The organism is Streptomyces sp. NPDC048196, assembly GCF_040652715.1.
Classification (GTDB): domain Bacteria; phylum Actinomycetota; class Actinomycetes; order Streptomycetales; family Streptomycetaceae; genus Streptomyces; species Streptomyces siderophoricus.
On sequence record NZ_JBEZMM010000008.1, the window covers coordinates 46,492 to 67,164 of the forward strand.

Genomic DNA, 20,673 nt, shown 5'->3' on the forward strand with positions numbered 1-20,673 from the left:
ACGCAGGATGGAGAGGAAGGAGAGCGCTATGACCCATGTGAGCACTGAACCCGCACCCAAGGGGCCGGGACCCGTACCGAGCGAGCCGGATCCGCTGCCGCGGGACCCGGTGCCGGCCGAGCCGGAGCCGGAACCGGAGGAGCCGGGCACCGCGCCCGCCGAGCCGCCCGGGGCGGAGCCGGGAGAGCATCCCGCGCCCGAACCGCCCGACTGACACGACCGCCCTGGTCACGCCCCCGGTTGCAGGCCCCGTCTCGCGACAGCAAGGTGTGTTGAATGGTGCAAATCGGATACACAATGATGACCGAACAGGCGGGCCCGCGGGCCCTGGTCGGTCATGTCGTCGGTGCCGAACGCGCCGGCTTCGACTTCTCGGTGACCTCCGACCACTACTTCCCGTGGCTGGACTCGCAGGGCCACGCCCCGTACGCCTGGAGCGTGCTGGGCGCCGCGGCGCAGGCCACCACCCGCATCCCGCTGATGACCTACGTGACCTGCCCGACGACCCGCTACCACCCCGCGGTCGTCGCCCAGAAGGCCGCGACCATGCAGCTGCTCTCCGGCGGCCGGTTCCGGCTGGGGCTGGGCTCCGGCGAGAACCTCAACGAGCACGTGGTGGGCGCGGGCTGGCCGGCGTCACCCGTACGGCTGGACAAGCTGGCCGAGGCGATCGAGATCATCCGCAAGCTCTTCGGCGGCGGTGAGGTCACCCACCACGGCACCCACTTCGACGTGGTGCACGCCCGGCTGTGGGACCTGCCCGACGAGCCGCCGCCGATCGGGGTGGCCGTGTCGGGCGAACGGTCCTGTGAGATCGCCGGGAAGCTGGGCGACCTGGTCATCGCCACCGAGCCCAAGGCCGAACTGCTGACGTCCTTCGACCGGCACGGCGGCACCGGCAAACCCCGGGTCGGCCAGCTGCCGGTCTGCTACGACCCCGACCGTGACGCGGCCGTCGCCCGGGCGCACGACCAGTTCCGCTGGATGCTCGGCGGCTGGCAGGTCAACTCCGAAATCCCGGGGCCGCACGGCTTCGCCGGGGCGACCCGGTACGTCAGGCCCGAGGACGTCGCCGAGGCCATTCCGTGCGGCGACGACGTGGGCCGGTTCGTCGAGGCGGTGCGCCCGTACGTGGACGCGGGCTTCACCGAGGTCGCGCTGGTGCAGATCGGCGGCGGCCACCAGGAGCCGTTCCTGGACTGGGCGGAGACCAAGCTGCTGCCCGCGCTGCGGAACCTGTGACCGGGACCGTCCGTTGCACCCCACCGTCGTGAGGAGCTGAGCATGTCCGACGCGCACGCCCCGGCCGCGCCCGGAACGGGGGAATCGGCGGCGCCGGGGCCGCTGGACGCCGCCGAGCTGCGCACCCTGGACGCCCACTGGCGGGCCGCCAACTACCTCTCCGTCGGGCAGATCTACCTGATGGCGAACCCCCTGCTGGAAGCGCCGCTGCGCCCCGAGCACATCAAGCCCCGGCTGCTGGGCCACTGGGGCACCTCCCCCGGACTGAACCTGGTGCACACCCATCTGAACCGGGTCGTCAAGGCCCGCGGGCTGGACGCGCTGTGCATCTGGGGGCCGGGGCACGGCGGCCCCGCCGTGGTGGCCAACTCCTGGCTGGACGGCACGTACGCGGAGACCTATCCGGACGTCACCCGGGACGGCGAGGGCATGGCCCGGCTGTTCCGGCAGTTCTCGTTCCCCGGCGGGATCCCCAGCCATGTCGCCCCGGAGACACCGGGGTCCATCCACGAGGGCGGTGAGCTGGGCTACTCCCTCACCCATGCCTACGGCGCGGCCTTCGACAACCCCGGTCTGCTGGTCGCCTGCGTCGTCGGCGACGGCGAGGCGGAGACCGGCCCGCTCGCCGCGTCCTGGCACGCCAACAAGTTCCTCGACCCGGTGCACGACGGCGCCGTCCTGCCGGTCCTGCACCTCAACGGCTACAAGATCGCCAACCCCACGGTGCTCGCCCGGCTGCCCGAGGAGGAGCTGGACGCGCTGCTGCGCGGCTACGGACACGAGCCGGTGCACGTCACCGGTGACGACCCGACGGCGGTGCACCAGGCGCTGGCCGCCGCCATGGACCGCTGCCTGGACCGGATCTTCGACATCCAGGGCCGGGCCCGCAACGACGGCCGCACCGACCGCCCGCGCTGGCCGATGATCGTGCTGCGCACGCCCAAGGGCTGGACCGGCCCGCACGAGGTCGACGGGAAGCCCGTCGAGAACACCTGGCGCTCCCACCAGGTCCCGCTGGCCGGCGTCCGCGACAATCCCGGGCACCTGCGGCAGTTGGAGGAGTGGCTGCGCTCGTACCGCCCCGAGGAGCTCTTCGACGCGCAGGGCCGGCCCACCGCGGACGTGCTGGCCTGCGTCCCCGAGGGGCCGCGCCGGCTGGGCGCCACCCCGCACGCCAACGGCGGGCTGCTGCTGCGGGACCTGCCGGTGCCGCCGCTGGAGCGGTACGCCGTCGAGGTCGACAAGCGCGGCACCGTGCTGCACGAGCCGACCCGGGTGCTGGGCGGTCTGCTGTCCGGGATCATGTCGGCCACCGCCGGCCGCCGGGACTTCCGGGTGGTGGGCCCGGACGAGACCGCCTCCAACCGGCTGGAGGCGCTCTACGACGTCACCGGCAAGGCGTGGCAGGCCGAGGTGCTGGACACCGACGAGCACCTGGCGCACGACGGCCGGGTCATGGAGGTGCTCTCCGAGCACCTGTGCCAGGGCTGGCTGGAGGGCTATCTGCTCACCGGGCGGCACGGCCTGTTCTCCAGCTACGAGGCGTTCGCGCACATCGTCGACTCGATGGTCAACCAGCACATCAAGTGGCTGCGCACGGCCCGCCGGCTGCCCTGGCGGCGTCCCATCGCCTCGCTGAACTACCTGCTGACCTCGCACGTCTGGCGCCAGGACCACAACGGCTTCTCCCACCAGGACCCCGGGTTCGTCGACCACATCCTCAACAAGAGCCCCGAGGTGGTCCGCGTCTACCTGCCGCCGGACGCCAACACCCTGCTGTCGGTGGCCGACCATGCGCTGCGCAGCCGGGACTACGTCAATGTGATCGTGGCCGGCAAGCAGCCCACCTTCGACTGGCTGTCCCTGGACGAGGCCCGCGCGCACTGTGCCCGCGGCGCCGGCGCCTGGGAGTGGGCCGGCACCGAGGACGGCAGCCGCGAGCCCGACGTGGTGCTGGGCTGCGCGGGCGACGTCCCCACCCAGGAGACGCTGGCCGCCGCCGACCTGCTGCGCCGTCATCTGCCGGAGCTGGCCGTGCGGGTGGTCAACGTCGTCGACATGGCCCGGCTGCTGCCGGCGCGGGAACACCCGCACGGCATGGCGGACGCCGAGTACGACGCGCTGTTCACCCGCGACAAGCCGGTGATCTTCGCGTACCACGGCTACCCGTGGCTGATCCACCGGCTCGGCTACCGGCGGGCCGGCCACCCGAACCTGCACGTCCGCGGCTACAAGGAGGAGGGCACCACCACCACGCCCTTCGACATGGTCGTCCGCAACGACCTCGACCGCTACCGGCTGGTGATGGACGTCATCGACCGGGTGCCCGGCCTCGGCGTACGCGCCGTCGCACTGCGCCAGGCGATGGCGGACGTCCGCACCCGTCACCACGCCTGGATCCGGGAGCACGGCACCGATCTGCCCGAGGTCGCCGACTGGACCTGGTCCGGCTGACCGGCCGGTCGGCCGACGGGCCGCGCCGCACGCTCGCGCCGCGCGCCCCGACGGAGTAATGCGCGGCGCGGTGACGGGGCGGCCGGGGCGCCGCATGTGAGCCTGAGGCCCGGGTACCCGGTCGGCAGGGAGGTGTGTGGCGGATGGTGCGAGCGCTGGCGGCCGGGGGTGAACTCCTGGGCTGGTGGGCGGCGTTGACGCTGTTGTGGATCATGCTGATCGGTCCGGTCGACACCCTGGAGTGGGCGGTCGGTGCGGGCGCCGGACTGGTCGCCGCCGCGGCGGCCCGCGGGGCCCGGCGTGCGGTCGACGACCGGTGAACGGCTGGACCGCCGCGGGCACCGCGCTGCTGCTGTGCGGCTTCGCCCCGGCCGCCTGCGGTGTGGCCACCGGGCGGGCCCGGCGGCGGGTGCCCGCACAGAACGTGGCGACCACGTTCCTCAGCCTGGTCTTCCTGCTGCTGTCGCAGGGCTTCGCCCGGCCGGCCTACGTCGACACCGCGCTGATGCTCTCGGTGCTGGGCCCGGCCGGGACGCTGCTCTTCGTGCGGCTGCTCGCCGACCAGTTGGCGGACCATCCGCCCGGGCAGCGGTGGCTGCGCGGGCTGACGGCGGTGAACTACGTCGCGGTGGCCGCCGTGGTGCTGCCGCTCTGCGTCGCCACCGGGCCCGGCCGGGCGATGGTGAAGCTGCTGGTCATCGGGGTGCTGCTGGCGCTGGGGTGCCGGGTGGCGACCCGGGCCGTGCAGGCCGCGGCGGCCATGGGGCACGGGCGGGGCGCACCCGCGGAGGGGATGTCCGATGACCGGTGAACTGCCGGTGCTGCTGGGCCTGCTGCTGGTGGCCGCCGCCGGGACCGGGGCGGTCCTGGTGCGCGATCCCGTCCGCCAGTCCTTCTGGCTGTCCCTGCTCGGGCTGTCGCTGGCCGCCCTCTTCCTGCTGCTGCAGGCGCCCGACGTCGCGCTCTCCCAGCTCGCGGTCGGCTCCGCCCTGACGCCGCTGATGGTGCTGCTGTCCGTGCGCAAGGTGCGCCGCAAGGCCCGCAGCGAGCGCCGGGAGGAGCGGGAATGATTATGCGGCTGCGGATGTGGGTGCTGGCCCTGGGCGGGCTGGGCGCGGCGGTGCTGTACGTCCTGGCCTGCCTCCGCCTGCCGTCGTTCGGCGGCGACTGGCACCCGTACGGCGACCGGGCGGTGCGGGCCGCGCTCGCCCGGCACACCGCCAACACCGTCTCCTCGGTCAACTTCGACCAGCGGGCCCTGGACACCCTCGGCGAGGAGTCCATCCTCTTCGGTTCGGTGCTGGGCACCCTCGTCCTGCTGCGGCAGACCCGGGACGAGGACCGGCAGGAGCCGGAGCCGGCCCGGGTCGCACCGTCGGTGCGCCGCTACGCGCTGTTCGCGCTGCCGGTCACCCTGCTGATCGGGCTGTACATCGTCGCGCACGGCCAGCTCAGTCCCGGCGGCGGTTTCCAGGGCGGGGTGGTGGTGGCGACCTCGCTGCACCTGCTCTACATCGCGGTGGACTACCGGGCGCTGGAACGGATCCGGCCGCTCGGGATGTACGAGGTCGCGGACGCCGCGGGTGAGGCGGCGTACGTCCTGGTGGGCGCCGCGGCGCTGCTGGCGGGGTGGGCGTTCCTGGGCAACTTCCTGCCCTACGGCACCTTCAACACCCTCTCCTCGGGCGGCACCGTCCCGCTGCTCAACGCCGCCATCGGCGTGGAGGTCGCCGCCGGGGTGGTGGTGCTGCTGGCCCGATTCCTGGACCAGGCGGTGGAGATCGCGAGTACGGACGAGGAGGCGGAGGACCGGGCATGAGCGCAGTGCCGTACGTGGTCGCGGGCTGGCTGTTCCTGATGGGGTGCTACGGGCTCGCGACCAGCCGCAACCTCATCCACGCGGTGGGCTGTCTGGCGGTCTGCCAGTCGTCGACCTATGTCCTGCTGCTGGCCGTCGGCTACCGCTCCGGCGCCACCGCGCCGGTGTTCTCCGACATCGCCCCGGGCTCGCGCCCGGTCGTCGATCCGGTCGTCCAGGCGCTCACCCTGACCGACATCGTCATCGGCGCGACCGTGACCGCGCTGCTGCTCTCGCTGGTCATCCAGGTCGCCAAGCGCCACCGCACGGTGGACCCGGACGAGCTGTCGGAGCTGCGGGGGTGAGCGTCGCACAGACCCTGCCGCTCATCGTGGTCACCCCGATGTTCGGTGCGGCGCTGCTGGTGGGGGCGGGCCGGCGGCTGCCCCGGTACGCCGCCGAGACGCTGGGCTGCCTGTTCGCGGCCGGTGCCGCGGTGCTCGCCCTGCTCGCGCTGGCGGCCACCGGGTCGTCGGCCGGGCAGCCCGCCGAGTGGGTGGGCGGCTGGCGGCCGCACGGCGGGGTGAGCGTGGGCATCGTGCTGGTCGGCGACCGGACCGGCCTCGGGCTGGCCACCCTGGTCTCGCTGCTGGTGCTGGCGGCGCTCGCGTACGCCTGGCGGTACTTCGACGAGCCGCCGCGCCGGCACGCCGGTTCGTTCCCGGCGCAGGTGCTGCTCTTCCAGGCCGGCATGTGCGGTTTCACGCTCACCGGCGACCTCTTCAACGCCTTCGTGTTCTTCGAGCTGATGGGCGTGGTCGCGTACGCGCTGACCGGCTACCGGGTGGAGGAGGCCCGGGCCGTCCAGGGCGCCCTGGTCTTCGGCGTGGTCAACTCCCTCGGCGGATACGCCACGTTGCTGGGCGTCGGCCTGCTCTACGCGCACACCGGCGAGCTGGGCTTCGCACAGATCGGCAACGCCCTGGCCCGGTCGCCCGGCGGCGCCCCGGACGCGCTGCTGATCGCCGCCTTCACCCTGGTCGTGACCGGACTGCTGGTCAAGGCGGCGGCGGTGCCGTTCCACTTCTGGCTGGCCGACGCCCATGCGGTGGCCCCGACACCGGTCTGCATGCTGATGTCGGGGGTGATGGTCGAGCTGGGGCTGTACGGCACCGCCCGGGTCTACTGGACGGTGTTCGCCGGTCCGGGCGGGCTGCCGGCGCCGGACGTCCACCGGGCGCTGCTGGCCCTGGGCGTGCTGACCGCCGTCCTGGGCGCGCTGATGTGCTGGCAGCAGCGCCACCTCAAGCGGCTGCTCGCCTACTCCACGGTGGCGCACGCCGGACTGTTCCTGGTGGGTATCGCGGTGCTCAGCCCGGAGGGGGTCGGCGGCGTCGCGGTGTACGTCCTGGGGCACGCCGGGGTGAAGGCGGCGCTGTTCGCGTGCGTGGGCATCCTGCTGGACCGGTTCGCCAGCGTCGACGAGCGCCAGCTGTACGGCCGGGGGCGCGAACTGCCCTGGGTGGGCGCGCTGTTCGGGGCCGGCGGGCTGGCGCTGGCCGGGCTGCCGCCGTTCGGCACCGCGCTGGGCAAGGCGGTCACCGAGGAGGCCGTGGGCGGCTGGGCGACCGCGCTGTTCGTCCTGGTGTCGGCGGTCACCGGGGGCGCGGTGCTGCGGGCCGGGGCCCGGGTGTTCCTCGGTCTGGGCGCCCGGCCGGCCGACGCCGGTGAGCACCCGGCCGACGAGACGACCGGTGAGGAGGAGCCGGAGACCCGGGGCGGTCTGCTCTCCCGGGTCCCGGACACCATGCTCACCGTGCCGGCGGTGCTGCTCGCCGTGGCCCTGGCGGTGGGGCTGCTCCCGGGCCTGCGGACCGGCATCGGACAGGCCGCGGACGCCTTCACCGACCACACCGGCTACCTCGCGGCGGTGCTGCACGGCCGGGCGGCGGAGCCGGTGCCCACTCCCCCGCCGCACTGGACCGCCTCCGGGGTGCTGTGGGGTCTGGTGGCCACCGCACTGGCCGCGGGTCTCGCGCTGTGGACCGTGCGGCGGCCGGTGGGCGACGAACCGGCCCGCTTGACCGTTCCGCTGCGCCGGGTGCACTCCGGTCATGTCGGCGACTACGTCGCCTGGTTCCTCGCGGGCGTCACCCTGCTGGGCGCCCTGATCGCCTGACGGCTGCCGGCGGTCACCGGCCGCCGGAGGCTCCCGGCCGCCTCGGCCGTCCGCCGCCTCAGTCCGCCGCCTCAGTCGTCCGCCGCCCCGCGCACGTCGTCCACCACGGACCTGTCCAGCGCGGCCCGCACCAGCGCCGAGGCGAACGCCGCCAGTTGGTCCTCGCCCACCAGCCGGGCCAGCCTGCGGCCGTCCTCCGGGAGGCCCAGCCGCCCGGCGCCCTGGAGGGCCTTGCCGTCCACGCAGGGGGCGAGTTCGGGCCAGACGCCCTGCACCTCGCGCAGGAAGATGTCGCAGCCCGCGGGCCCGAGGCCGGGCACCTTGCGCAGCGCGCCGCGCAGCTCGGTCACGTCGCCGTCCGCCGCGTCCCGCATCCGCCGCAGATCCCCGCCGTACTCGTCCAGCAGCAGCTCCGCGGCGTCCCCGAGCTGGGTGGCGGTCCGCTCGTCGTAGCGCCGGTAGCCGCCCTCCCCCAGCGCGTCGACCCGCTGCTGCCAGGTCGCGTCGGCCATCCGCCGCGGCGTGCGCAGACCGGCCTCGAACAGCGCACGCGCCGAGGCCACCGCCACGGAGGCCCGGATCCGGGCGCTGAGCAGATGGGCCAGCACCAGCACCTGGTAGAGCGGCTGCGGGGTGTTGCGCAGCCGGATGCCGCTCTCCTGCGCGTAGGTCGTGCCGTGCCGTTCCAGCAGCGTACGGGCAAGGGCCCGGTCGGATGTACCGCCCATGGCCGGCTCCTGACGTCGTCGGGCTGCGGATCTCCTCCGCTTCCAGGCTGCCCCCTTCCCGGGGCGGGAACCAACCGGTCGGCCCGGGTGCGCGCCGCGCCGCGGGCGGCTACCCTCGCGTCGGCCGGCCGACCGACCACCGGAGGCACATGGTGTCGAACGGAACCCAGGACGAGACCCAGGACGAGACGCAGGACGAGACGCACAACGGGCCGTCGCAGGACGGTCCGTCGCAGGACGGGGCGGACGCCAGGACCGCGGTCACCGTGTTCGTGGCGCTCGGCGCCAACCTGGTGATCGCCCTGGCCAAGGTGGCCGGCGGGCTGATCGCCGGCTCGCCCGCGCTGCTCTCCGAGGCCGCGCACTCGGTCGCCGACAGCCTCAACGAGCTCTTCCTGCTCGCCTCCGTCAAGCGCAGCGCCCGCGCTCCGGACTCCCGGCACCCGTTCGGCTACGGCAAGGAACGGTACTTCTGGTCCCTGCTCGCCGCCGTCGGGATCTTCGTGATGGGCGGCTGCTTCTCGTTCTTCCAGGGGGTCGAGGCACTGCGCTCGGGCGGTTCGGAGAGCCGCACGGGCTACACGGTCGGGCTGGTCGTCCTGGTGGTCGCGCTGCTCGCCGAGGGCTCGTCGCTGCTGCGCGCGCTGGCGCAGGTCCGCGGTCAGGCACGGGAGACCGGCCGGAGCATGCCGGCCGCGATCCGTGCGGGCGACGATCCGGCGTTGCGGACGGTGCTGGCCGAGGACGCCACCGCCTGCTTCGGCGTGCTGGTCGCGATGGCCGGGGTGGGGCTGCACCTGCTCACCGGCGAGGTGGCGTGGGAGGGCTGGGCGTCGGTGGTCATCGGGGCACTGCTGATGTACGTCGCCTACCAGCTCGCCAAGGAGTCCCGCGGCCGGATCATCGGTGAGGCCGCCGACCCGGCGCTGCGCCAGGCGCTCGCGCGCTTCCTGGACCGGCAGCCGGAGATCGACGCGGTGACGACCCTGCTGACCATGCGGCTGGGCACCCGGTCGACGCTGGTCGCGGCCCGGATCGACCTCGTCGGCGGGCTGGACAGCGAGGAGGTCGAGGAGGTGCTGGTCCGGGTGAAGAAGGAGATCCGGCGCCGGTGGCCGGTCGCCGACCAGATCTTCCTGGACGTCACGGAGGCCTCGGCCGAGGACCGGGAACGGGCCCGCCGGGAGCGCGAACTGCTCGACGAGACGGTGCTCGCCGACCGCGAACGGCACGCGCCGGGACCGGACGGCGGACGACGGCCCGCCGGGCGGCACGCGCCGGAGACCGGACCGCCGGCGGACTGACCGGGCCGACGGCCCCTCAGCGCAGGGCGTCGAGCCGCTTGCGGGCCGTGCGGAGCGACCGCCCGCGGGCCGGCACCTCCGACCAGGGCCGGGCCCGCGCCTGCTCCAGGACTCCCGCCAGGTCCGTCAACGACCAGCTGCGCGCGGTCAGTTCGGGGTCGTCGAGCTGCTCGTGGCGGATCGGCGCGGCGACCGGCGCGCCCGGCTTGGCCCGTAGCGACCAGGGGGCGACGGCCGTCTGTGCGTAGGCGTTGCGCTGGACGTCCAGGTAGAGCCGGTCGCCGCGGGCCTTCTTGCGCACGGCCGTGGTGAGCCGGTCCGGGTGGCGCCCGGCCAGCACCTCCGCCACGTCCTGGGCGAAGCCGCGCACGGTGTCGAAGTCGCCGCGGCCGTCCAGCGGGACGATGACGTGCAGCCCGCGCGAGCCGGTGGTCATCAGCATCGTCGGCAGCCCGAGTTCGTCCAGCAGCCCGACGAGTTGCCGTGCGGCCTGTCGTACCGGCTCGAAGCCGGAGCCGGGCGGGTCGAGGTCGAACACCAGCCGGTCCGGGTGGTCGGGCCGGCCGGCCCGGGACAGCCAGCGGTGCAGCGTGAGACAGGCCTGGTCGGCGAGGTAGAGCAGGGTGGCCTTGTCGTCGCAGACGGGATGGGTGACGGTGCCGCCCTCCTTGGCGACCTCTTCGCGGCGGATCCAGTCGGGGTAGTGGTCCGGGGTCTCCTTCTGCATGAAGTGCGGCCCGTCCAGCCCTTCCGGGAGCCGTTCCAGCATCAGCGGGCGGTCCCGCAGGTGCGGGACCGCGGCCGCGGCCACCTGGCGGTAGTAGTCGACGACATCGGCCTTGGTCAGCCCGTCGTCCGGGAACAGCACCTTGTCCGGGCGGTGCACCTCCACCGTCCGGCCGCCCGCCCGCACGGTCTTCGTACCGCCCTTGCTGCCCTTGCCGGCCTTGCCGGACTTCCCGGTGGTGCCGTCCTTGCCGGTCGCTTTCCTGCCGGTTTCCTGGTCCCTGTCCGTGTCCTCCATGCGGGCGGGGGTACCCGCTGCGGGCCGCCGTACGCTCCGGCGTCCGGGTGGCGGCCGCCCGCCACGCCGCATGCCGGGCCCGAAAACGGCAACAAGGGTGGTGTCCCGAAGGGGCCTCATGGGGCGCCTGCCGCCCGTGGGGCCGTAGCGAAGGAGGTCTTGTGCCGGATCTCGTAACGAATCTCGTCCCGGACGCGACGTGCCGTCAGTGGGGGCGCGGAGCCCGCGACCCCGTACCACCGACGCCGGGCCCGGGGCCCGGGCCGCCCGGGCCCACGCCGGGCCCGCGCCCCGGCCCGGTGCCCGCCCCCGGACCGGATCCGGTTCCGCCGCCGGTACCGGCCCCCGAGCCGGATCCGATCCCGCCGCATCCGGCGCCGCCCACGCCGGGGCCCGAACCGGGCCCCGCGCCCGATCCGCTGCCCGCACCGGGCACCTCGGACGCGGCCGCAGCCCCGCTCCCCGGGGACGGCCGGCGCTGATCCCCCCTCAATGCGGGCCCCTCACCCCTGACATGCGGCCGGCCGGTCCCTGTGGAAACGTGGAAACAGTGCATGACCACATGACCACCGCCGGGATCGTGCCGGCGGCCGGCCAGGTTTCTCAGGTGAGGAGTGGGCCATGGCCACGCAGAAACCCACCATCGTCGGGGGATGGACGGCCTTCGCGGGCGTCCTGATGATCTTCGGTGGGGCGATGACCCTGCTGGAGGGCATCTCCGCCATCGCGAAGGACACCGTCATTCTCACGACACGGAACTACGTGTTCTCCTTCAACCTCACGGGCTGGGGATGGATCCACCTCATCCTCGGCATCGTGATCCTGGCGGCGGGCGTCGCCCTGATCGCCAGCGGGGCGACCTGGGCGCGCATCCTCGGTGTCGTCCTCGCGGGTCTCAGCGCGCTGGCGAACTTCCTGTGGATCCCGTACTACCCGTTCTGGGCCCTGACGCTGGTCGCCATCGACATCTTCATCATCTGGGCGCTCTGCGCGGGAGACCACCGGCACGCCGTGGCGTGACCTGACCCGGCCCAGGGGCCGCCCGGTATCCGGGCGCCCCCGTCGGCCGCCGCCCGACCCGATCGGGCCACGCCCGATATGACCCGGGATGTACGGTTCGCCCGGCCCGCTTAGCATGGAGCCGAACGCACCGATGAAGGCGGCCCCCATGCGTCCCACGGCGAAGTTCGCCATCAGCTTCGGCCTGGTCACGATCCCGGTCGCCGCGTACAACGCCACGGAGACCTCCGCGTCGGTCAGCTTCGTCCGCATCCACACCAAGGACGGCGGACGGGTGCGCAACCAGCCGGTGTGCTCCCTGGAGGACACCGAGGTCTCCCCCGACGAGATCGGCCGCGGCTACCGGCCCGGGGACGGCGAGACGGTCGTCCCGCTCAGCGACGAGGACCTGGAGGCCCTCCCGCTGCCGACCGCCAAGACGCTGACCATCCTCGCCTTCGTGGCCGGCGGTGACATCGACCCCCTGCAGCTCGGCAAGGGCTACTACCTGGGCATCGACGGCCCGGCCGCGGCCAAACCGTACGTCCTGCTGCGCGAGGCGATGGAACGGCACCAGCGGGTCGGCCTGGGGAAGATCGCCCTGCACGGCCGGGAGACGCTGGCGATGATCCGGCCGATGGGCGACGTCCTCGTGATGCAGCAATTGCTCTGGCCGCACCAGATCCGCCCGTTGCAGGGAGTGCTGCCCGAGCGCGAGGCGCCGGTGCACGCCAACGAGGTGGCGGCCGCGGAGGCGCTGATGGACTCCTTCGGCGGACTGTCCGAGGAGGACGTGCACGACCACTACCGCGAGGCCCTCGAAGAGCTGGTGGCGGCGAAGCTGGCCGACCGCGAGCCGGAGTTCGAGACCGGCGAGGAGCCCCCGGCCGGCCAGGTGATGGACCTGATGGCGGCGCTGCAGGACAGCGTCCGGGCGGCGAAGCGGTCGCGCGGCGAGGACGAGGAGTCCGGCCCGGCCGCGACCGCGAAGAAGGCCCCGGGGCGCAGGGCCGCGGAGAAGAAGACGGCCGCCAGGACGACGGGCGCCAAGAAGACCGCGGAGAAGACGGCAGGCACGAAGAAGGCCGCCGCGAAGAAACCGGCCGCGGCGAAGAAGACCGCGGGCCGCGGCGGCCGGCGCGCCGGCTGAGCCGCCCGCCCGGGCCCGGCTCCGGGGCCCCGCCCCTCCCGCCCGCGCCGGACGTCCCGCCGCGGCACGGACATAAGGCCCCCGCCGCGGGGTAACCGCACTGTCAACAGACCTGACCGTCAAAACCAGTTATGGAGGCAAACACCATGGGTATCGGCGGGTGCATCGGTCTGCTGGCGGTGGGGGCGATCCTCACGTTCGCGACCGACTGGCACATGGCCGGGATCAATCTCGACCTGGTCGGCATCATCATGATGATCGTCGGCATCATCGGACTCGCGACGTACGTGAGCATCCTCAAACGGCGGCGCACCCAGCCGCCCGCCCCCGGCGCTCCGGTGGTCGACGTCGAGGACAACCGTTACTACCGGGGGTAGTTCACCGGGCTGCCGGGCACCGGACCGCTCAGCCGCAGCTGGTGTCCCGCTCGGGCAGCACGCCGTCCATCAGGAACCGGTCGACATGATTCTGGATACAGGCGTCGCCGGTGGTGTAGGCGGCGTGCCCTTCCCCTCGGAAGGTCAGCACGACACTGGAGTTGTCCAGCGCCCGGGCCATGTTGAAGGCGCCCTCGTACGGGGTCGCCGGATCGTTGGTGGTGGCGACCAGCAGCATCGGCGGCGCGTCCGGCGCCGCGACGTCGCGGGAGGAGTCGTCGCCGGCGACCGGCCAGGCGTAGCAGTCCAGCAGGGTCGGAGCGATGTCCGGGCCGAACAGCGGTGAGGCCCGGGTGAGTTCGCGCTCGGCCCGGGGATAGTCCGCGGCGCCGTAGCGCTCCGAGGTGTCCCGGCAGGAGATCGCGCGCAGGGCCAGCTGGTCCTGCGGCGGCAGTTGGTCGTCCTGCCCGGTCCGCCGCGGCGGGATTCCGGCCCGCGGCGGTACGGCAACAGCCGTGCCGCCGCGGGCCGTGCTGCTGGTGGGGGCCAGGCTGCCGCCGCTGTCGCTGAGCCGGAGGATGCCCGCGCCGTCACCGCGCCGCAGCTGCGCCAGGGCCTGCCGCAGGGCGGGCCAGTCGCTCCGGCTGTAGAGGGCCTCGCGCAGCGCGTAGACATAGGTGGTCTCGTCCACCGTACGCCCCTGCACCGTCAGTGGCGTATCGGTCAACTGCCGGTACCAGCGGAGCAGTTGGTCCTGGGCGCGGCCGTCGTCCGTGCCGAGCGGGCAGTCGGCGGCACGGACGCAGTCGGCGGTGAAGTCGTCCAGCGCCCGCTGGAAGCCCCGGGCCTGGGCGAGCGCGGTCTGCCAGGTGTTCTTGGTGGGGTCCTCGACGCCGTCCAGCACCATCCGGCCGACCTTGTCCGGGAATTCATGGGCGTAGACCGCGCCGAGCTTGGTGCCGTAGGAGAATCCCAGGTAGTTGAGCTTGTCGTCGTGGACCGCGGCGCGCAGCACGTCCATGTCCCGGGCGACGTCCGCGGTGCCGACCCAGGGAAGCATTCCGCCGGAGTACCGCCCGCACGCCTCGTTGATGCGCTTCTCCTTCGCCGCGAGGGTGTCGTCGGCGGCGTTGCCGGGCGGCGGGGCGAGCCGGCTGCCGCAGGAGACGGGTTCGGTGCGCCCGGTGCCGCGCGGATCGAAGCTGACGATGTCGTAGCGCTGGTTGGGGCGCGCGAAGGCGCTGCCGCTGCCGATCAGGTAGTCGACGCCGGAAGCGCCCGGGCCCCCGGGGTTGAGCACGAGGGAACCGAGCCGCTTGCCGGGCCCGGTGGCCGGCAGCCGGACCAGCTGGACCTGCAGCGCGGTCCGGTCGGGGTGGTCGTAGTCCCGCGGGACGGTCAGCCGGGCGCATTCCAGCCGGTCGTAGAAGCCCGGCGGCGCGGTGTCGCCCTGGCTGCGGGCGCTCTTTCGCACGTCCGGTCCGCACCGTGCCCAGGAGAGCCGCTGCTGGTAGAAGCGCGCCGGCCCGGGGCCGGGGGACGGTTCACCGGCGGCCGCGGGCACGGGAGTTCCCGCCGGGGCGGCGGAGGCGCCGGCCGGCACGCCGAGCAGCGCCACCACCGCCGCCACGGCCGCCACGGCCGGCAGCCGGGCCGCGGCCGCACACCGGCGGGCACGCCGCGCTCCCCCGGCTCCCACACGATCTGCCCCCGTACGAGGCGGGGCACGGCGTGATCCCGGCATATTCCGAGCGTAGGACCGTCGTCTTCCGTCCGCACACCTACGGCCCGGCGGCAGGGCGGACATCCTGCGGTTTTTTGACCGCTTTTTGACCGCATCGACGCCAGTTTGACGGACCCGCGTGTTTTTCTTCCGGACCGCCGGTAACCCGTAGAACGGGCCGCCCGTGACGGCGGGCGGACCCGCTGTTCCGGCCTGCCCACGGGGCGCCGCCGCGCCCCGCACTCGCGCAAGACGCCCGAGATGCGCAGGTCACCAAAGGGATCACTCTGGAGATATGGCGCCGATCGGCAGGCTGCCCAGGAAAAGGTGACACGTCCATGAACGAGAGAACGAAGATCATGCTCGCCGCCGCCATGGCCGGCGGCTATGTGCTGGGCCGTACCAAGAAGGGCCGGCTCGCGCTCACGGCGGCGTCCTATCTCGCCGGGCGCCAATCCGGCCTCGACCCCCGTCAGCTGGTGTCCGACAGCGTCCGCAAGCTCGGGGACATCCCCCAGGTCGCGGAGCTGGGCGACCAACTCCGCGGTGAGGTGATGGACGCCGGCCGCAAGGCCCTGACGTCCGCCGCCACCCGCCAGCTGGCCTCGCTCGCCGAGACCCTCCAGGACCGTACCCGTCGCCTCCAACTCGGCCCGGAAGAGTACGAGGACGAGGAGGAGGAGTACGAGGAGGAGCCGCGGGAGGAGGACGAAGAGCCCGAGGAGGAGGAAGAGGAAGAAGAAGGCGAGTACGACCGCGAGGACGAGGAGGGGCCGGAGGAGGAAGAGGAGGACGAGGAGCCGCCTCGCCGCGGCGGCGGAGCCCGCGGGGAACGGGCCCCGGAGAAGAAGACCGCCGGCCGGCAGGCCCCGGCCAAGAAGGCCGCCAAGAAGGCCCCGGCACGCAAGGCCGCCGCCAAGAAGGCCCCGGCGGCGAAGAAGACGGCCAAGGCGGCCAAGAAGGCTCCGGCGAAGAAGAGCGCCGCCAAGAAGACCACGTCGCGCGGCAGAGGCGGGAGGTGACCGGTCATGGCACGCACGGGAACGGGCCTGGACTCGGGGCTGGACCGGGTGAAGGAGGAGTTCGGCAACCTCATGACGGCGTGGGTGGGGAGCCTCGCCGAACGCGCCGGCGACAAGCTGACGGACATGACGGACCGGCTCACGGACGTCGCCGAGCACGGCGGCTCCCTGGGCAAGGAGATCGGCATGGGCCTGCTGGGCGGCAAATCCCCCGCCAAGGCGGTGCTCTCCGGAACGGCGAAAAGCGTCAAGGACAGCCTGGTCGGGAAGGCCAAGGAGGCCTTCGGCGGCGGAAAACGCAGCTCGGGCGACAAGAAGGTCACCAACATCATCGAGGTCCTCGACGTCGGTGTGCCGGTGCGTACCGCCTATGACCACTGGACGCAGTACGAGAAATTCAGCCGCTTCACCAAAGGCGTGCGCAACGTGTCGCCGCACGACGAGACGTCCAGCGACTGGAAGGCCAAGGTCGGACCGTCGACCCGGGGCTGGAAGGCGACCGTCCAGGAACAGATACCGGACGACCGGATCGTCTGGACCTCGGAGGGGGCCAAGGGATCGACCCGGGGCGCGGTGAGTTTCCACGAGCTGGCGCCGAATCTGACCCGCATCGTGCTGGTCGTCGAGTACTACGCCTCGGGCTTCTTCGAGAAGACCGGAAACATCTGGCGGGTGCAGGGACGACGGCTGCGGCTGGACTTCAAGCACTTCCAGCGTTACGTGACCCTCACCGACCAGGAAGCGGAGGGCTGGCGCGGCGAAATCCGCGACGGCGAGGTCGTCCGGACCCATGAAGAGGTCGTCGAGGAAGAGGAGAGCGAGGCGGCCGAGGAAGAAGAGGAAGAGGAACCGGAAGAGGAGGGCGAAGAGGGGGAGGAGGGCGAGGAAGGCGAGGAGTCCGCGGAAGAGGAAGCGGAAGCGGACGAGGGAGAAGAGGAAGCACCCGCCGAAGAGGACGAGGAAGAGACCGAAGAGGAGTGAGGCTGATGCGGCTCTCCGCGCGGTACACGAAATTCGCCGTCCTCTCCCCGGGTACGGGTGGCATCCTGCAGACGGCCACCGGTTCCGGCGGCGACACCGGCACGCTGAGAGGCGCCGCGGCCCGCACCGAGGCCACGTTCCTGCGCTCCCTCGACGAACTGGGCCGCCTGGAGAAGCTGGACCCGGTGATCGGCCCGCTCCAGCGGGCGGTCCGTGGGTTGCCGCTGGGGCGCTGGCGCGATGTGCTGCACGGGCTGCCGATCGGCCATCCGCTGCACCCGGCGCTGGTACAGCTCCCGCTGGGCTCGTGGCTGTCCGCCGCGGTGCTCGACCTGGTGCCCGGCGCCCGGCGCGGGGCCCGGGTGCTGGTGGGGGTGGGCGTGCTGTCCGCGGTACCGGCCGCGCTGGCCGGCTGGGTGGACTGGGCCGAGCAGCACGAGGACCAGATGCGCACCGGGCTGGTGCACGCCGCGTCGATCGCCACGGCCATCGGCCTGTACGCGAACTCCTGGGTGCAGCGCGGCCGCGGCCGTACCGCGCTGGGCAAGGCGCTCGGGTTCGCGGGGCTGTGCGCGGCCGGTACCGGCGGGCTGCTGGGCGGGCACCTCGCCTACCGGCAGGCCGCGGGCGGCAACAAGGCCCAGCCGGTGCCGCACCTCGTGGCGGCGGGCTGGCACACCGTGGGCCGGGTGGAGGACTTCCCGGTCGGCGAGGCGGTGCGCCGGGAGCTGGGCGAGGTGCCCCTCGTGGTGGTGCGGCAGCCGGGCGGTCACATCCACGTCCTCGCCGACCGGTGCAGCCACCTGGCCGGGCCGCTGTCGGACGGGAAGGTCGCGGACGGCTGTGTGGAGTGCCCCTGGCACGGCAGCGTCTTCCGGCTGGCGGACGGCGCCAACGTACGGGGGCCGGCCACCGCGCCGCAGCCCGCGTTCCAGGTGAGCGTGGAGTCCGACGGCACGGTGCGGGTACGGCTGCCCGACGCCGGCGGCTGAACCGGCCGAGACCGGGCCGCCCGCACACGCCACCGGTCCCCGCCGCCCGCACGGAGACACGGGCGGCGGGGACCGGTTTCGTCGCGACAGTTCCGGCGACGGTTTCCGCCGGGCGGCGGGCTCAGTGCTTCAGCGTGTGCCGGCCCTTCTCCACGGCCTGCTTGACCTTGCCCATGGCCTTCTCGGCCCTGCCCCGGTGTTCGAGCCCCGCGTCGCCGCGGGCCCTGCCGGTCGTTTCCTTGGTCCTGCCGATCGCTTCCCTGGCCTTGCCCGCGGCGGTACCGCTGAGCTCCCGGGTCTTCTTCCTGATGTCCATCTCGCGCTCCTCTCGTGCTCCCTTGGTGTCGTGCTCCCTTGGTGTCGTGGGCCTTGTTGTCGTGGGGCTTGTTGTCGTGGGCTTCGTTGTCGTGCTCGTGGCGGTGTGGTCGGGGTGCGGTCCGGGACGGCTCCGGTCAGGACGGTGCCGGTGGCAGCAAGGTCCCGAGGGGGCCGAGGTCCAGATTGAGGTCTTCCAGCGACAGGTCGTACCGGGCGCAGAGGTCCACCATCCGGCTGTGCAGGATCATCAGCGTCTCGCCCAGCCGTTCCTCCTGCTCCTCGGTCAGGTCCCCGGCGTCGACCCGGTGCAGGGCCTGGCGCTCCATGAGTTGCCGCAGCAGCTCGACGAGGGTGAGGACGAGCTTCATGAGGTCGCGTTCCACGGTGTCGGGATCGGTGGCGATCCGGTGGGCGGGCCGGTGCGACGGACCGCCCGGCGTGCGCAGCACATCGTCCTCCGGTGCCGCGGGCAGCAGGCGGAAGGCGCGCGCCGCCGCGTCCGCGACCTCGTCGAAGCGGGCGCCGGCCGGCCACCGGGCGTCAGGTGTCATGGTCCGTTCTCCGGGAGCATCGGCTCCTCCAGATACGGCAACTCGCCCCGCTGCGCCAGTTCCTCGCGCGACGGCCACGGGGAGGGGTTCGCGGCGCTGATGGAGACGACCAGCGCGCGCAGCGTGATGCGGACGAGGTCGATGTCGGCGATGGAGAGCACCACGTCGCCGGTGAGCACCACACCGCCGCTGAGCAGCCGGTCCAGCAGGTCGATCAGCGCGACCTGCTGGTTCGGCAGCGGCTCGTCCGACCTGGCCGGCGCCCCGCCCACGGGCCTCACGGCGCGGCTCTCCGCACGGGTTCGGGCTCGGGGACCGCGAAGGAGTAGGGCGCCCAGGGCCCGGTGACCTCCACGCGGACACCGGGGAAGCCGTCACCGGCCCGGAGGACGTCGGCGCGGAAGTCCTCGGCGTCCTGCTGCGGCACGAGGTAGGCGTCGTTGACGACGTTCTCGCCCGGGCCCTGGGCCAGTTCGCCCTGTTGTGCCCGGTGCCGGACCTGGTCGACGGCGTAGGTGCGGGCCGTCTCCTCGACCCGCCGGGCCGCCTCTTCGGCGTGCCGGTAGGCGTCCTGGCGGGCGTGGCGCTGGGCCCTGCGCCGGCTGAGGTAGGCCCGCCCCGGGCTCACGTCCTGGTCGGCGGACGGCTCCTCGGGGGCCTCGGCGGCCTCGACGTAGATCTTGACCCCCCACTCGGTCTGTGCGGCCAGCTCGGTGAGCCGGTCGGCGAACGCCCGCCGGCGGTCCGCCAGCATCAGCCGGACGCTCTCGTCGTCGACGTAGACGGTGGCCAGCCGCAGCGGCAGCACGGTGCTGCGGGCGGCCAGCGCCTCGATCACCCGGTGGTGGGCGCGGGCGACCGCCTCCAGCCAGTCCAGGTCCTCCAGGTGGGAACGGAGTGCGCGCTCGTCGAAGTCCGCCGCGGGCACCGCGCTGACGGCGACGACCACATCGCCGTCGTCGCCGGTACGCACCAGGCGCACCGGTGCGTCGGCCACCCCGGGGAGCCCGGACAGCTCCGCTTCCAGGGATCCGTCGGCGTCCCGCGCGACCGCGTAGGCGTAGCTGATGAGCTCGGTCATGGCTCGTCCCGCTTCTTGCCCCGGGGGCGCGGTTCGGCCCGCTTGCGTGCGGTGCCGGAGGTGCGGGCCCGGCCCGAGGTGCCCGAGGTGCCCGAGGTGCCCGGGTTGCCGCTCACGCTGCGCCGTCCGCGGTTGGCCGGACGGTCCTTGGGCGGGGCCGGCTCGGCCGGCTCGGCCGGCTCGGAGGGCTCGGCCGGCTCGGAGGGCTCGGCCGGCTCGGAGGGCTCGGCCGGCTCGGCCGGCTCGGCCGCCTTGACCCGCTTGGCCTGCCCGGCCTGCCTGGTCACCGCGGCCCGCTCGTTCGCCCGGACGTTCTCGGCCTCCTCGCCCGCCGCAGCTTCGCCGGGCTGCTCCGCCGTGTCGCCCGGCGGCAGTTCGTCGTTCGCGGGCCGGTCGCGCGCCGCGGCGAGTTCGGCCCGCAGCCGCCGGTTCTCCTCGGCGAGCGAGCGGTAGCCGTCGGAGGCCCGGGAGGACAGTGCGGGGTCGTGCTCCCACCAGTCGATGCCCATCTCCTTCGCCTTGTCCACCGACGCGATCAGCAGCCGCAGCTTGATGGTGAGCAGCTCGATGTCGAGCAGGTTGATCTGGATGTCACCGGCGATGACGAGGCCCTTTTCCAGGACGCGTTCCAGGATGTCGGCGAGGTTGGCCGAGGTGCCCTGGCCGCCGGACGGGGCGGCCCTGGACGGATGGTCACCCAGCCTCCTGGAAAGGGGTTCACTCACGGACCTGCACCTCGATTCCCCGCCG

At 73.4% G+C, this 20,673-nt stretch carries 23 protein-coding genes and 1 pseudogene; 16 read left to right on the forward strand and 8 right to left on the reverse strand.

The features are described 5' to 3' along the window. The first annotated feature begins 28 nt into the window (after window positions 1–28). From AB0E02_RS11855 to AB0E02_RS11895, 9 genes are all read left to right on the forward strand, one after another. The gene (locus AB0E02_RS11855) at window positions 29–214 is read left to right on the forward strand and encodes a hypothetical protein (protein ID WP_362137872.1); all 186 of its coding nucleotides are present in this window, start codon (window positions 29–31) and stop codon (window positions 212–214) included. 62 nt (window positions 215–276) lie between these two features. Continuing rightward, on the forward strand, window positions 277–1,242 hold the full coding sequence (locus AB0E02_RS11860) for an LLM class F420-dependent oxidoreductase (protein ID WP_362137873.1): 966 nt from the start codon (window positions 277–279) through the stop codon (window positions 1,240–1,242). Window positions 1,243–1,284: 42 nt separating this feature from the next. Then, on the forward strand, window positions 1,285–3,696 hold the full coding sequence (locus AB0E02_RS11865) for a phosphoketolase family protein (RefSeq protein ID WP_362137874.1): 2,412 nt from the start codon (window positions 1,285–1,287) through the stop codon (window positions 3,694–3,696). Between the two features lie 143 nt (window positions 3,697–3,839). Continuing rightward, entirely contained in the window at window positions 3,840–4,016 is a 177-nt protein-coding gene (locus AB0E02_RS11870) for a hypothetical protein (RefSeq protein WP_362137875.1), read from the forward strand. After that, the gene (locus AB0E02_RS11875; RefSeq protein ID WP_362137876.1) at window positions 4,013–4,507 is read left to right on the forward strand and encodes a monovalent cation/H+ antiporter complex subunit F; all 495 of its coding nucleotides are present in this window, start codon (window positions 4,013–4,015) and stop codon (window positions 4,505–4,507) included. Before AB0E02_RS11870 ends, AB0E02_RS11875 begins: the two co-directional genes overlap by 4 nt. Then, a complete protein-coding gene (locus tag AB0E02_RS11880; protein WP_362137877.1) occupies window positions 4,497–4,766 on the forward strand; it encodes a hydrogenase subunit MbhD domain-containing protein in 270 nt (89 codons plus the stop codon). The genes AB0E02_RS11875 and AB0E02_RS11880 overlap by 11 nt, the downstream gene beginning before the upstream one ends. Next, the gene (locus AB0E02_RS11885) at window positions 4,763–5,515 is read left to right on the forward strand and encodes an MnhB domain-containing protein (protein WP_362137878.1); all 753 of its coding nucleotides are present in this window, start codon (window positions 4,763–4,765) and stop codon (window positions 5,513–5,515) included. Before AB0E02_RS11880 ends, AB0E02_RS11885 begins: the two co-directional genes overlap by 4 nt. Beyond that, the gene (locus AB0E02_RS11890) at window positions 5,512–5,859 is read left to right on the forward strand and encodes a sodium:proton antiporter (protein ID WP_362137880.1); all 348 of its coding nucleotides are present in this window, start codon (window positions 5,512–5,514) and stop codon (window positions 5,857–5,859) included. The genes AB0E02_RS11885 and AB0E02_RS11890 overlap by 4 nt, the downstream gene beginning before the upstream one ends. Further along, a complete protein-coding gene (locus AB0E02_RS11895; protein ID WP_362137881.1) occupies window positions 5,856–7,673 on the forward strand; it encodes a complex I subunit 5 family protein in 1,818 nt (605 codons plus the stop codon). The genes AB0E02_RS11890 and AB0E02_RS11895 overlap by 4 nt, the downstream gene beginning before the upstream one ends. Window positions 7,674–7,744: 71 nt before the next feature. Here AB0E02_RS11895 and AB0E02_RS11900 read toward each other — a convergent pair whose 3' ends face one another. Then, on the reverse strand, window positions 7,745–8,401 hold the full coding sequence (locus AB0E02_RS11900) for an endonuclease (RefSeq protein WP_362137882.1): 657 nt from the start codon (window positions 8,399–8,401) through the stop codon (window positions 7,745–7,747). A gap of 149 nt (window positions 8,402–8,550) precedes the next feature. On the opposite strand from AB0E02_RS11900, the gene AB0E02_RS11905 reads away from it, so the two are divergent. Then, entirely contained in the window at window positions 8,551–9,705 is a 1,155-nt protein-coding gene (locus tag AB0E02_RS11905) for a cation diffusion facilitator family transporter (protein ID WP_362137883.1), read from the forward strand. Window positions 9,706–9,721: 16 nt separating this feature from the next. Here AB0E02_RS11905 and ligD read toward each other — a convergent pair whose 3' ends face one another. Then, window positions 9,722–10,729, reverse strand: coding sequence for a non-homologous end-joining DNA ligase (ligD, locus tag AB0E02_RS11910; protein ID WP_362137884.1), 1,008 nt, complete (start codon window positions 10,727–10,729; stop codon window positions 9,722–9,724). 621 nt (window positions 10,730–11,350) lie between these two features. Between ligD and AB0E02_RS11915 the strand changes: the two genes are divergently transcribed. The 3 genes from AB0E02_RS11915 (at window position 11,351) to AB0E02_RS11925 (ending at window position 13,255) form a co-directional block, all read left to right on the forward strand. Further along, entirely contained in the window at window positions 11,351–11,749 is a 399-nt protein-coding gene (locus AB0E02_RS11915) for a hypothetical protein (RefSeq protein ID WP_362137885.1), read from the forward strand. Between the two features lie 148 nt (window positions 11,750–11,897). Then, the gene (locus AB0E02_RS11920) at window positions 11,898–12,878 is read left to right on the forward strand and encodes a Ku protein (RefSeq protein ID WP_362137886.1); all 981 of its coding nucleotides are present in this window, start codon (window positions 11,898–11,900) and stop codon (window positions 12,876–12,878) included. A gap of 146 nt (window positions 12,879–13,024) precedes the next feature. Further along, entirely contained in the window at window positions 13,025–13,255 is a 231-nt protein-coding gene (locus tag AB0E02_RS11925) for a hypothetical protein (RefSeq protein ID WP_030411263.1), read from the forward strand. 28 nt (window positions 13,256–13,283) lie between these two features. On the opposite strand, the gene AB0E02_RS11930 is transcribed toward AB0E02_RS11925, so the two are convergent. Continuing rightward, window positions 13,284–14,894, reverse strand: a complete 1,611-nt coding sequence (locus AB0E02_RS11930) for an alpha/beta hydrolase (protein WP_362137887.1) — start codon at window positions 14,892–14,894, stop codon at window positions 13,284–13,286. Window positions 14,895–15,316: 422 nt separating this feature from the next. Between AB0E02_RS11930 and AB0E02_RS11935 the strand changes: the two genes are divergently transcribed. The 3 genes from AB0E02_RS11935 to AB0E02_RS11945 are packed head-to-tail and all read left to right on the forward strand — an operon-like array spanning window position 15,317 to window position 17,973. Further along, a complete protein-coding gene (locus AB0E02_RS11935) occupies window positions 15,317–16,000 on the forward strand; it encodes a histone protein (protein ID WP_362137889.1) in 684 nt (227 codons plus the stop codon). A 6-nt stretch (window positions 16,001–16,006) separates the two neighbouring features. After that, window positions 16,007–16,981, forward strand: a complete 975-nt coding sequence (locus AB0E02_RS11940; protein ID WP_362137890.1) for an SRPBCC family protein — start codon at window positions 16,007–16,009, stop codon at window positions 16,979–16,981. A gap of 5 nt (window positions 16,982–16,986) precedes the next feature. Then, window positions 16,987–17,973: a Rieske (2Fe-2S) protein gene (locus AB0E02_RS11945; RefSeq protein ID WP_362137891.1), complete on the forward strand. Its 987-nt coding sequence runs from the start codon at window positions 16,987–16,989 to the stop codon at window positions 17,971–17,973. A gap of 121 nt (window positions 17,974–18,094) precedes the next feature. Here AB0E02_RS11945 and AB0E02_RS11950 read toward each other — a convergent pair whose 3' ends face one another. The 5 genes and pseudogenes from AB0E02_RS11950 to AB0E02_RS11970 form a co-directional block, all read right to left on the reverse strand. Further along, window positions 18,095–18,289, reverse strand: coding sequence for a CsbD family protein (locus tag AB0E02_RS11950; RefSeq protein WP_030411258.1), 195 nt, complete (start codon window positions 18,287–18,289; stop codon window positions 18,095–18,097). Window positions 18,290–18,425: 136 nt separating this feature from the next. After that, the gene (locus AB0E02_RS11955) at window positions 18,426–18,842 is read right to left on the reverse strand and encodes a gas vesicle protein K (RefSeq protein ID WP_362137892.1); all 417 of its coding nucleotides are present in this window, start codon (window positions 18,840–18,842) and stop codon (window positions 18,426–18,428) included. Continuing rightward, window positions 18,839–19,123 (reverse strand): gas vesicle protein, encoded by a 285-nt coding sequence (locus tag AB0E02_RS11960; RefSeq protein ID WP_362137893.1) that lies wholly within the window; start codon window positions 19,121–19,123, stop codon window positions 18,839–18,841. Before AB0E02_RS11960 ends, AB0E02_RS11955 begins: the two co-directional genes overlap by 4 nt. Beyond that, entirely contained in the window at window positions 19,120–19,923 is an 804-nt protein-coding gene (locus AB0E02_RS11965; protein ID WP_362137894.1) for a GvpL/GvpF family gas vesicle protein, read from the reverse strand. The genes AB0E02_RS11960 and AB0E02_RS11965 overlap by 4 nt, the downstream gene beginning before the upstream one ends. 407 nt (window positions 19,924–20,330) lie before the next feature. Further along, a pseudogene (locus tag AB0E02_RS11970) lies at window positions 20,331–20,624 on the reverse strand (gas vesicle protein); the annotation flags it as partial. Between the last annotated feature and the right edge of the window lie 49 nt (window positions 20,625–20,673).